Consider the following 12,671-nt stretch of genomic DNA (forward strand, 5'->3'; position numbering starts at 1 on the left):
GATTACCTCAGCCATTTTCATATCAGAAGTCAGTAATAACATATTTAGGATATATCTGGAAAGGAATAAATTGTTTTATAGTCTTTTAATATGAGCGCCAATGGCATTAAGCCGGCCGTCTATATTTTCGTAACCGCGGTCTATCTGGTCTATATTGTGGATGAGGCTGGTTCCGTCGGCCGAAAGGGCTGCAATAAGCAAGGCTACACCTGCCCGGATATCGGGAGAGGTCATGGTGGTAGGCTTTAGCCGGTATTGATGGTCAAGCCCGATGACTGTAGCCCGGTGCGGATCGCAAAGGATAATCTGGGCACCCATGTCAATGAGCTTATCTACAAAAAACAGCCGGCTTTCAAACATTTTCTGGTGAATCAGTACACTTCCTTTAGCCTGTGTGGCTACTACCAGCAGAACACTAAGCAGGTCGGGCGTAAGTCCGGGCCAGGGTGCATCTGCAATATTCATGATGGAACCATCCAAAAAGGTTTCAACAGTATAATGATCCTGTGGGTAAATGACAATATCATCGTTCACCCTTTCAAGTTGTATCCCGATTTTACGAAAGGCATCGGGAATCATTCCCAGGTTTTCGTAAGAAACATTTTTTATGGTCAGATGCGATTGCGTCATGGCTGCCAGTCCTATAAAACTGCCGATTTCAATCATATCAGGCAGAATGGCATGCTCGCAACCCGAAAGGCTATCCACCCCTTCGATAGTAAGCAGGTTTGAGGCTATACCAGAAATTTTTGCCCCCATCTTTGTAAGCATTTTACAAAGCTGCTGAATATAGGGCTCGCAGGCTGCATTGTAAAGGGTGGTTTTCCCTTCACTCAATACGGCAGCCATAATAATGTTGGCCGTACCGGTAACTGAGGCTTCATCGAGCAGAATGTAAGTACCCTTCATGTGTTTCCCGTCGAGTTCGTAAAAATCTTCTTGGGGATCATGATGAAATTCTGCTCCTAATTGCTGGAATCCTATAAAATGTGTATCTAAACGCCGGCGTCCGATTTTATCACCTCCTGGCCTCGACAGGTAAGCCTTCCCAAAACGGGCAAGCAAAGGGCCGATGACCATGACAGAACCTCTCAGGGCTGTAGATTTGCTGATAAATTCAGGGGATTTCAGGCACTCCAGGTTCACTTCTTTGGCCTGAAAGGAATATTCAGCATGGCCTGTCCTGGAAATTTCCACACCAATTAATCTCAGTAAATCAATTAATTTGTTTACATCCAGAATATTGGGGATATTTTTGAGGGTTACTTTTTCGGAAGTGAGTAAAGAGGCACAAATCACCTGCAAAGCTTCGTTTTTAGCTCCCTGGGGCTGAAGTTCTCCTTTAAGTCTTGTTCCCCCTTTAATTTCAAATGTGCTCATGGCAAAAATCTTTCGGAATAATGATTTGGGAAAATCACCGGTCAACGTCCTCTTTTAATGTTTTTTCTTTTTTTTGTTTTTGCCAGGATGTCTTTGGTTTCTGCTAATTTTTGATCTTTATTGATTTTAATTTTCCCCTCTGACAATTCTTCCAGATCGTGAAAAATCACTTCATCACTTATCATTTCCCTGTTCCAGGTAAGATATGATTTCTTCATGTGGTTGGCAATCAGGTAAATGAGTGATTCTTTTTCTTCCCCTTCTTCCATTTCGGCAGCTTTATGAATCATCATTTCAATGACCTTGCCGTAATGCTTATATTTTATGGAGCAGATGTTATACGACATAGGCTTGGGGCGTTCGTTAAGCGTATCCAGAGTAGGAACGGGGTAGGGAGAGTCGATGTCGATCTTGAAATCGGAAATCAATGCCAGATGATCCCACAATTTGTGCTTGAAGTCACTGACGTCGCGCAAATGCGGATTCATATTCCCCATGATGCCGATCATGGCTCTGGCAGCCTGATTTCTTTCTTCCCTGTTCTCTATGGAAGTAACCTTGTCTACCATTTTTTGTATATTTCTCCCATATTCGGGAAGGGCAAGTTTTTTCCTGCTTGTGTTATAGTCGTAATCCATAAAAATTATTTTGATGCAAAGCTAATCGTTTTTGCAGTAGTTATCAAATAAATAGAAACTAATATTTCCTTCTTTACTTTTCTTGAATCATTCACAAATGCCACTTCCTTCCGGATATTTCCGAAGTAATTCAGACCAATGAAAGGAATTTTTTGATGACACAAGATTAATTCTCAATGGAAGCAATCAGGTTTTTCATCAAAAGGGTCATCTTGGGTTCTGTTTTGACAGCGGCCTGTTGTACCTGTTCCAGGGTCACTTTATTGATCCTTCCCGGAATGTCTAAATCGGTGATGATGCTAATGGCAAAACAGGGAATATTCATCTGGTGGGCAACAATAATTTCGGGTACAGTCGACATTCCTACTGCATCGCCTCCAATCATTCTGAAAAACCCGTATTCTTTAGGAGTTTCAAGAGTAGGACCTGTAACGCCTACGTAACATCCCGTATGAACTTTAATATTGTTTTGTTCTGCAATTTTCTTTGCCTTTTCGATTAATCCCGGGTCGTATGCCTTGCTCATATCGGGGAAACGGTCGCCGAATTCAGGGTAATGCTTTCCGATCAGAGGATTAGGTAAAAGATTGATATGGTCGTTGATGATCATCAAATCGCCAACCGAAAATTCCGGATTCATCCCGCCGCTGGCATTGGAAACAAAAAGATACTTGACATTCAGGTATTTCATTACTCTTACCGGAAAGGTTACCTGTTCCATGGTATACCCTTCGTAATAATGAAACCGACCCTGCATGGCCACGACTTTCTTACCGCCCAGTTTTCCGAATATCAGTCTTCCCTCATGTCCATCGACAGTTGAAACAGGGAAATTAGGAATGTCTTCATAATCTATCGTATGAATGACTTCAATTTCGTTGGCCAATCCGCCTAGTCCGGTACCTAAAATAATCCCAAACTCAGGATTTATATTGATTTGCTTAAGAATATAAGATACTGTCTCTTTTATTTTTTCTAACATATCCTATAATGTGTTCGTTAAACATTTCACCTTCGTCATGCAAAAACTTAATTTCGATAGGAATAAAGAACATATTTTCAATCAAATCTTTTTCGCTATCACAGAATTTATTCAATCGCATGGCATCCTTTTCCGTAGTAATAATTATCTTGTTTTCACCTTTCAGGTTTTGAAAGGTCTGTTTTATTTTTTGCAGGTCTTTTTCGGTATATTCATGATGATCAGTAAAATACAAGGTTGAGATATTGGGCGTAAAGTTCAGCAGGTATTTTTTTAACGGTTCGGGCTGGGCTATACCGGTTACCAGAAGCAGGGTGGCCTCATTTTCTTTTATCCAGGCTGTGGTGGGAACAAAATTATTTGAAGCCGACAGCGCAACTGGTTCATGATATTGAACGGTTGTAAAATACAAGGTCTGATAAGGATAAAGCTTCATTGTTTTATCAATGATCCGTCTGTCTATAGGTTTCAGATCGGCGGGTGTTTTTGTCAAAATGATAATATCGGCCCGTTTTCTTTCGGATGAAGGTTCCCTGAGCTTACCCATGGGTAGCAGATGATCATGAGAAATAGGAAAATTAAAATCTATCAGTAAAATTGATAAACCCGGTTTTACATAACGGTGCTGATAGGCATCATCGAGCAAAATTGCCTGAAGGTCTTTATTTTCAAGGAATAATTGTTCGATGCCATGTTTTCTGTTCCGGTCAACTGCTACTTCAATGTCCGGAAATTTTTGTTTGATCTGCAAGGGTTCATCACCAATTTCAGCATAAGTGGAATTTTCGCCGGCAAGGAGATAACCTTTGGATTTTCGTTTATATCCCCGGCTTAAAACAGCAAGCTCAAATTCTTTTTGAAGTACTTTTACAAGGTATTCAATATGTGGAGTTTTCCCTGTTCCCCCTACGGTTATATTCCCGACAGAAATGATAGGAATGTTAAATTCCCTTGACTTTAAAATATTATAATCAAAAAGTCTATTTCTGACAAATACAACCAACCCATAAACAAATGTAAAGGGGAATAACAAAAACCTGAACAATCCTTTTTTCTGCTCCATATTAGCCTTCTCTAATAGACAAAATCACAATCTTATTAATATCGTGCAAATTTAATTAAAGTATTACAGAATGAGTAAACTTTTTTAACAACGGCAAGGGTAAAACGAGTACTAAACCTCGATTTACCCTGCTGTTTAAATTAGTACAATTCGATGGAATATGGAATTTGTGCACGAATCCCCTGGGTATTGATAATCTTTTGAATATTTTCATAATACTGGTAACTATCGGCCAGATTATTTTTCATGAACTTTGATTCCACGCTGCTGGTCAAGCTGTTAAACAGTTGGGTAAAGGGATCAATAAGTTTGGGGTATGCCACGATACGGTAGTTTTTAAGTTTTGCCTTTTGGGCGGCTATTTCTACAGCTTTGTTAATACCTCCAAATTGATCAATCAATCCCAGGGATTTGGCATTGACACCGCTCCAAACCCTTCCCTGGCCGATTTTATCAATCTGAGCTTTTGTTTTATGTCTTCCCTGGGCTACATGCGAGATGAAGTCATCATAGGTTCTTTCCACACTGGCCTGGACCACTTCTTTTTCCTGAGCAGTCAAGGGTCTGGCAATGGTTCCAAGATCGGCATGAGGATTTGTTTTGGCTACATCAAAAGTAACCCCAAGTTTTTTATTGAAAAATTTTTGAGTATTCATCAGGATGCCAAATACACCGATTGATCCGGTGATGGTATTTGGACCGGCAACAATACAGTCGGAAGCTGCCAAAATATAATAACCCCCTGATGCTGCCACATCGCCCATCGAAGCAATGACGGGTTTGGCTTTTTTGGCCAAAAATACCTCACGCCAGATAATTTCGGAAGCCAGTGCATCCCCGCCTCCAGAATTCACCCGGAGTACGATGGCTTTGATGGAAGTGTCTTTGCGGGCTTCCCTGATGGCTTTGGCATATTTTTCAGAGCCTATATTGTCGTCATCTCCTTCACCCAAGACAATATCTCCCTGAGCATAGATAATGGCAATTTTATTTTTAAGAACATGTCTCTCCTTCCTGGGCATGGGAACATTATCATATTTATCCAGGTTAACAAAATTTAATTTGTCTGCATTGGGTTGCCCTGAAAGTTTTGCCAATTCATCAAATACCTGGTCTTTGTATTTCGTCCCGTCAACAAGTTTGTGGCTGGCGGCCGACTGTGCATCGTCGATAGTCATATTATCGGCCAAATGGTTGAGAGCCGGAATACTTACTTTTCGCTGTGCAGAAATCCCCTCGAGTAGATGGTTCCATATAGAACTGATATATACCATAACCTGTTCCCGGTTTTCTTTACTCATTTTGTCCATCATCAGGGGTTCAACAGCACTCTTGAATTTCCCATGCCGGATAATCTCAGGTTCCAGGCCCAGCTTATCTAAAGTTCCTTTGATGAAAGTGATTTGAGATTTCAGGCCCAGGAATAATAATTTCCCTGCGGGATTCAGATAAATTTTATTGGAAGCTGTTGCCAGGTAATAAGCAGGCTGGGTATAATAATCGGCATAAGCTACGACAAATTTGCCTGATTTTCTAAAATCAAGCAGGGCATTCCTGATCTCTTCGATGGTATTTATGCCGGCAGGTATGACGCCCAGGTCGAGAAATATGCCTTTTATGTTTTCATCGTCCTTGGCTTTTCGGATATTCAGAAGTATATCATTTAAGCCTAAAGCAGTCTGTGATTCAAACCTTTTGAAATCGAAATTCTGTAAAGGATTGGCTGAAGTCCTTTCTTTAATTGTCTGGTCGAGTTTCATGACCAGGATGGTTTTGGGACTAATTGATACCGTTTCTTTTTCTCCCGAGGAAATCATGGATCCAACTATCCCCAGAAAAATGAAAAAGATGATCGCAGAGGCAATAATTACGCCGACTATGGTAGCCAGGGTATATTTCAAAAACTTCATAATATTGATATTTAGAAAATAGTAACAAAGATATAAAAATAGGAAATTTTATTCTCAGACTTATGAAATTTGATGAATTATTCAAAATGTTGACGCGATAATTGAAATCGGGTTATTTTTGTTTTTTAATTTGAAAGTTAACATGGAAGATATAAAAAAGAATTCATTAAAAGCATTTATTCTGGCTGCACGTCCCAAAACTTTACCTGCCTCCATCACTCCGGTTATTGTGGGTTGTTCATTGGCTTTTGCCTACGGGCAATTTAAGTGGATACCTGCATTGATCTGCTTGGTTTTTGCAGTACTTGTGCAAATTGTATCGAACATGGCAAACGATTATTTCGATTTTGTCAAGGGTTCTGATGATGAAGAGCGGCTGGGGCCGGCCCGTGCCTGTGCCTCCGGCTGGATTGATCCTCCCCTGATGCTGAGGGCTGCCCTTGTTGTACTGGTCATTGCCATTTTCATTGGGCTGATCCTTGTAGCCTACGGAGGATGGAATCTGATTTGGCTTGGCCTGGCTATAGCAGTTTTTGCCTTCGCATATTCGGCCGGGCCTTATCCTTTGGCTTATCATGGTTGGGGGGATGTCTGTGTTTTGCTTTTTTACGGAATTGTCCCTGTCGGTTTCACTTTTTATGTACAGGCCTTAAGTTGGACCCTTCCTGCTACTGTTGCTGCATTTTCGGTGGGACTGGCATCAATTAATATATTGGTTGTTAATAATTATCGGGACAGGTATGGGGATAAAAAAAGTGGAAAGAAAACTTCAGTGGTGATATGGGGAGAGAAATTTGCCGAATATTTTTATCTGGCAAATGGACTGGTTGCCGTCTGTCTTTGTTCCTATTTCGGTGCAGCAGAAGGTTTATGGTGGGCTACAATCCTTCCGTTGCTTTATTTAATTCCGCATATCCAAACTTGGAAAGCAATTTGTGAGGTTAAGGAAGGGAAAGGTTTGAATAAATATTTGGGTAAGACAGCTTTAAATGTTCTGATTTTCGGTTTGTTACTTTCTATTGGTTTGCTTATCGGTTAATTTACATAACATAAAGCGAATTTATCCAGAAAATTTTTAATCATTTTTTTGATTTTTAAATTGACAGGTAAGGTTTTAGAAAAAAATCTGTATGTTTGTCAGGGTATTTTAGACTTTAAATTAAAAAATAGAAATATGGCACAAGCAAATACATCTTCTGTCGCAGGGAATAATAAAAGTCAGTATTCCATTTCCATTGGGATTATTGGTATATTATTTTTCATTTTTGGTTTTGTTACCTGGCTTAATGGGACCTTGATCCCATTTTTGAAAACTGCTTGTGAGTTAAATAGTTTCCAGGCTTTATTTGTAACTTTTGCCTTTTACATTTCTTATTTTGTAATGGCTATCCCTTCTTCCTGGGTGTTGAAAAAGACAGGGTTGAAGGAAGGAATGAGCCTGGGTCTGTTGATCATGGCCATAGGAGCATTGATATTTATACCTGCCGCTTATACCCGTATTTACGGACTTTTTCTGACCGGACTTTTTGTTCAGGGAACCGGTTTGGCTATTTTGCAGACTGCTTCCAATCCTTACATTACCATTTTGGGTCCCAAGGAAAGTGCTGCAGCCCGTATCAGTATCATGGGCATAGCCAACAAGGTTGCGGGCCTTCTCAGTCCGGTGATTTTAACTTACCTGGTTTTGCATAATATGGACAGGTTTTCAGAGGCCCACCTGAAAGCATTGACTCCACTTCAGAAAGCTGATGTCCTTAATGAGCTTGCTGCCCGTATTGTTTGGCCTTATGTGGTGATTGCCATTGCTTTGGTCGCTCTTGCTGCATTTGTTAAATATTCTCCTTTACCTGAAGTAGAAGCTGAGGAAGATGAAGTTGCAATTTCAGAAGAGCATCATGCAAAGAAGAATATTTTTCAGTTTCCTCAGCTTATTCTGGGCGTTTTCACCCTTTTTCTGTATGTGGGCGTTGAAGTTTTAGCCGGCGATACTATCGGGCTGTTTGGAAAGTCATTAAACATCAGTTTCTTTGGCCGGTTGACTTCATATACCATGTGCGCCATGGTAATCGGCTATATCATCGGAATACTTACTATACCCAAATACATTAAGCAGGAAAATGCTTTGGTGATTTCAGCCATTTTAGGATTTATTTTTTCTATCACTATCCTTTTTAGTTCGACAACCAGTAGTTCTATCTTCAGTACCCTTTTGGGCTGGACAGGCATTCCTGCTATTCCGAACAGTGTATTTTTCCTTGCCTTGTGTGGCCTGTCAAATGCTTTGATGTGGCCTGCCATCTGGCCTCTGGCTATTGACGGGTTGGGCCGCTTTATCAAACTTGGTTCCTCCTTACTGATTATGGCTATTGCAGGTGGTGCTACCATTCCTTTGCTTTATGGCCGGCTGGTTGTGAATTATACTGATCAGCTTCCTGCATTATTAATGGCCAAGCTTAAATTCTTCGGCGTTACTTCCGCTGTCCCCAACCAGCTTGCATACTGGATTATGATTCCCTGCTACCTCTGGATACTTTTTTATGCAGCTAAAGGGAACAAACTGAGAACATGGAAAATCAAGAAGTAATTTTTTGAATTAGTTGTATTTATTCTAAAGATACTGTTTTAAGAATCCGGAATTCATTTCCGGAGGGGTGTTTTTTTGATTTATTTGAAACGATCATGTTTGCGGATAAAACATAAAACACGAATTAAAATAGCGAACATAGAGTTCCTTACGACCTTAGAGAATAAAATATATACGTATGAAATGGACTTAAGGACGATTACAAAATGTCCTCCTTTTTTTGAAATTAGCGGGGCAACTATCCGGAAAAACGGAAGGATTATACTTGAAGATTTTAACTGGAAGATAGAGGAAGGCCAGCAATGGGCTATAATCGGGCCAGTTGGGGCAGGCAAGTCGATGTTGCTGGAGGCTATTACCGGAGATGCGGATTTAATCAGTGGTTCCCTGGATTTTCATTTCCAAAGTGATGATTTGAATGCAAACAGTTCTTTATATTCAAGGGTAAGCCGCAATGTAGCTTGCGTTAATTTTAAGGAAGATTCAAAGTCGTTTTCATACAGCAGGCATTACTACCAGCAAAGGTTTAATGCTTTTGACAGTGATGATGGCCCCACGGCTGCTGTATTTCTTCAGGCTGGCGGGTTCTGCGAAAATGATCCCTCGCATCAGGAAATCATTCAGATTTTAGGATTGGAGTCCCTGTTGAACGTCGAACTCATTAAATTGTCCAACGGACAGACCCGCAGGCTGATGATTGCCAAAGCCCTGATGCGCCGTCCCGAACTTTTGTTGCTCGATAATCCTTATATCGGCCTGGATGTGGCAGGACGGACTGCCCTGAACAATTACCTGGACTGCATAATTCTTGCAGGGAAAATTAAGATTATCCTGGTGGCTGCCCAGACGGATATACCGGAGCGCATCACTCATGTGTTGTTGCTGGATCATGAAGGGATCGTGAAAGCTGGTAAAAAAGAAGAAGTACTGCCCTTGGCCGGTAAAAAACCGCTACCCGGAATTTCGGAATCTTCAGCTGAATTGAAGGACAGGATTAAAAAACTTCTGAAAAATTACCAGGATGAGACTTTATTCAATACTATTTTCAGCCTGAAACAGACCAACATCAGTTACAATCATAAAAAGATCCTGGACGGGATAAACTGGACGGTCAGGCAGGGAGAGAAGTGGGCCTTGCTGGGGCCAAACGGTTCGGGGAAATCAACCATTATTAGCCTGATCTATGCCGACAATCCTCAGGCTTATGCCAATGAGTTGATACTTTTTGATCATCGAAGAGGGACAGGGGAAAGTATTTGGGATATCAAGAAGAATATCGGCTTTACTTCTCCGGAACTACACCTTTACTTCGACGGGCGCTTTACCTGTAGTGAAGTAGTGATAACCGGCCTTTTCGACGGGATGTATCTTAAAAGGCAGCCCACCCGGCAGGAGGCTGAACTGATGGATTGCCTCTTTGCCTATTTCGGCATTGCTTCATTGAAAAATATACTCTTTTCAAGGGTATCAGCCGGTGAGCAGCGCATCATCCTGTTTTTGCGTGCCTTAATTAAAAATCCGCTTCTGCTCCTGCTCGATGAGCCCTTTCAGGCTTTCGACCCTTCAACCATTGAAAAAGCAAAAGAATTACTGAACCTCTTTGGCGATGAACACCGGTCAATGATCTTTATTACCCATTATGCCGGTGAAATTCCGGATTGCGTGGATCATGTGATGAATATTGAGAAAGGGAAGGTTATATCAGAGAATTAAATTTGGAATCCCGGGACTTTGCCATTGGGTTGGACTGCTAAAAAATTGAAAGAGCTCCATAGATCAGTACCTGCGAATCCTCTTTTGGCTGAATCTATGTACCTGACCGGATATATTGAAAGATTAGGGACGGGTACAATGGATATTCTTCGTATTGCACGGGAAGAAGGTTTGAAGGAACCTGAATTTATTGAAGATGATGAATTTAAAATAATTATTTATCGTAAGGTTGACGCCGAACAAATTGTCACCCCCGAAGTCACCCCCGAAGTCACCCCCGAAGTCGAAAGATTAATAAAGGTTCTTCATGGAACAATGGGAAGAACTGATTTACAAAAGGTATTGTCCCTGAAGGACGAGAAAAATTTCAGGGAAAAATATATACTGCCTGCTGTTGATTTGGGCATTATTGAAATGACAATCCCTGATAAACCCACAAGTCGTTTACAAAAATATCGATTAACAGAGTTAGGGGAAAAACTAAAAAAATTATCAGAAGGATAAAATATGCATATTTTATTTGGTTGGTTACAATTGGAATAAAATTATTTTATCTTTGCTGCTAACTCAATGAAAGTTATCGCATACATATTGTCTATTTATGTTCTGGTTTTGATTGCAATTCCCTGTGCCGATAAACCGGATGATAACTTGTTGCACAAACCGGAAATTACCCAGGGTTCTCCTTCCGGCCATCATCAGGATATGGATCATTGTTCGCCATTTTGTGTATGTTCCTGCTGTGCTTCTCCTGTTGTGCTTCAGTTTTATGCTTTTCCGGCTAATTTAATATATGTTCAGGTAGACTTTCCTGAGTTAGTTCCGGATTTTCATTCTGCGACTTTAAATTCTGTCTGGCAACCTCCGAGATTAAGTTAATACATCTATCGAATTTTTATGCCTTGATTATTTTGCCTCAGGGACTAAAGTTATGTGTTAACTTAATTTTTATTTTCATGATTGAACAGTTCATTCATTTTTCGATAAAAAATAAATTTATTATCGGGTTGTTTGTTGTGGCTTTAACAGGATGGGGAATCTATTCCCTTACCCGTTTGCCCATCGATGCCACGCCCGACATTACGAACAATCAGGTTCAGATCATTTCGCTTGCGCCTTCGCTGGCGGTGCAGGAGGTTGAAAGTTTCATAACTGCCCCCGTTGAAGTTGCGGTAGCTAATATCCCCGATATTGTTGAGCTCCGCTCAATATCCCGTTTAGGATTATCGGTGGTTACTGTTGTTTTTAAAGATAATGTTGATGTTTACTGGGCGCGGCAGCAACTTAGCGAAAGGCTTAAGGAGGCAGAGGAGGAAATTCCAGACGGACTTGCAAAAATTGAGTTGGCGCCAATTTCATCAGGCCTGGGTGAAATATTCCAGTACAGGCTTGCCGTTGACAAAGGCTATGAACATAAATATTCGCCTATGGACTTGCGGACGGTACAGGACTGGATAGTCCGCCGCCAGATGCTTGGAACGCCCGGAGTAGCGGATATCAACAGTTATGGCGGTTTTGTAAAGCAGTATGAAGTTGCTGTAAATCCAGACAGGCTCAGGGGTATGAACCTAACCCTGACCGATATTTTTAACGCACTTGGCCGAAACAATGAGAATACCGGAAGTGCATACATTGAAAAGGGCCCAAATGCCTATTTTATCAGGGGAATTGGGCTGGTGAAGAACCTGGAAGATATTGGCAGGATTGTTGTTAAAACCAATTCTTCCGGTATTCCTGTTTTAATCAGGGATGTGGCTACCGTTCAGTATGGCAGCGCCACCCGCTACGGAGCTTTTGTGGTCGACACCTCCGAGGCTGTGGGCGGGGTAGTGATGATGCTTAAGGGTTCCAATGCCAATGAGGTAATTAAAAATGTGGAAACCCGGATAGAATCTATTCAAAAGTCTTTGCCCAAGGGAGTGAAAATTGAACCGTACCTGAATCGTTCCGACCTGGTGGGCCGCGCCATCAATACCGTATCCCGCAACCTTATTGAAGGGGCTTTGATTGTTATTTTTATTCTCGTGTTGCTGCTGGGTAATTTAAGGGCAGGGTTGATCGTTGCTTCGGTAATTCCGCTTTCCATGCTGTTTGCTATTTCTATGATGAACCTTTTTGGCGTATCCGGTAACCTGATGAGCCTGGGTGCCATAGATTTCGGACTGATTGTCGATGGAGCCGTGATTATCGTGGAAAGCGCCGTTCATCGGATAACCCGGAGTAAAGTCAATATTCAGGGAGTGTCGCAGCTTTCGCAGAAGCAGATGGACGAAAATGTATTTGAATCGGCTAAACGCATGATGAGTTCTGCCACTTTCGGGCAGGTGATTATTATGATCGTTTATCTGCCTATCATTACCCTGGTGGGCATTGAAGGAAAAATGTTCCGTCCCATGGCCCA

Annotated in this window: 11 protein-coding genes; 6 read left to right on the plus strand and 5 right to left on the minus strand. The window is 41.3% G+C overall.

All coding sequences use genetic code 11. The features are described from left to right. Positions 1-75: 75 nt before the first annotated feature. The 5 genes from murA to sppA all read right to left on the minus strand — a co-directional run bounded on the left by murA (position 76) and on the right by sppA (position 5,973). Entirely contained in the window at positions 76-1,380 is a 1,305-nt protein-coding gene (gene murA / locus Q8907_06460) for a UDP-N-acetylglucosamine 1-carboxyvinyltransferase (protein MDP4273904.1), read from the minus strand. Positions 1,381-1,421: 41 nt separating this feature from the next. Then, positions 1,422-2,018 carry a DUF4290 domain-containing protein gene (locus Q8907_06465; protein MDP4273905.1) on the minus strand — a complete coding sequence of 199 codons (597 nt, stop codon included), beginning with the start codon at positions 2,016-2,018 and terminating at the stop codon, positions 1,422-1,424. Between the two features lie 166 nt (positions 2,019-2,184). Then, the gene (locus Q8907_06470; GenBank protein ID MDP4273906.1) at positions 2,185-3,000 is read right to left on the minus strand and encodes a purine-nucleoside phosphorylase; all 816 of its coding nucleotides are present in this window, start codon (positions 2,998-3,000) and stop codon (positions 2,185-2,187) included. Beyond that, entirely contained in the window at positions 2,960-4,063 is a 1,104-nt protein-coding gene (gene lpxK / locus Q8907_06475) for a tetraacyldisaccharide 4'-kinase (protein MDP4273907.1), read from the minus strand. The genes Q8907_06470 and lpxK overlap by 41 nt, the downstream gene beginning before the upstream one ends. 140 nt (positions 4,064-4,203) lie before the next feature. Further along, entirely contained in the window at positions 4,204-5,973 is a 1,770-nt protein-coding gene (gene sppA / locus Q8907_06480; protein ID MDP4273908.1) for a signal peptide peptidase SppA, read from the minus strand. Between the two features lie 142 nt (positions 5,974-6,115). On the opposite strand from sppA, the gene Q8907_06485 reads away from it, so the two are divergent. The 6 genes from Q8907_06485 to Q8907_06510 form a co-directional block, all read left to right on the plus strand. After that, positions 6,116-7,012, plus strand: coding sequence for a 1,4-dihydroxy-2-naphthoate polyprenyltransferase (locus Q8907_06485; GenBank protein ID MDP4273909.1), 897 nt, complete (start codon positions 6,116-6,118; stop codon positions 7,010-7,012). Between the two features lie 135 nt (positions 7,013-7,147). Next, positions 7,148-8,557, plus strand: a complete 1,410-nt coding sequence (locus Q8907_06490; protein MDP4273910.1) for a sugar MFS transporter — start codon at positions 7,148-7,150, stop codon at positions 8,555-8,557. Positions 8,558-8,740: 183 nt separating this feature from the next. Then, positions 8,741-10,270 (plus strand): ATP-binding cassette domain-containing protein, encoded by a 1,530-nt coding sequence (locus tag Q8907_06495; GenBank protein ID MDP4273911.1) that lies wholly within the window; start codon positions 8,741-8,743, stop codon positions 10,268-10,270. Further along, the gene (locus tag Q8907_06500) at positions 10,271-10,774 is read left to right on the plus strand and encodes an ATP-binding protein (GenBank protein MDP4273912.1); all 504 of its coding nucleotides are present in this window, start codon (positions 10,271-10,273) and stop codon (positions 10,772-10,774) included. A gap of 66 nt (positions 10,775-10,840) precedes the next feature. After that, positions 10,841-11,149 (plus strand): hypothetical protein, encoded by a 309-nt coding sequence (locus tag Q8907_06505; protein MDP4273913.1) that lies wholly within the window; start codon positions 10,841-10,843, stop codon positions 11,147-11,149. A 77-nt stretch (positions 11,150-11,226) separates the two neighbouring features. Next, positions 11,227-12,671: efflux RND transporter permease subunit (locus tag Q8907_06510; GenBank protein MDP4273914.1), on the plus strand; the 1,445-nt coding region annotated here is incomplete at its 3' end.

This window comes from Bacteroidota bacterium (assembly GCA_030706565.1).
GTDB lineage: Bacteria > Bacteroidota > Bacteroidia > Bacteroidales > JAUZOH01 > JAUZOH01.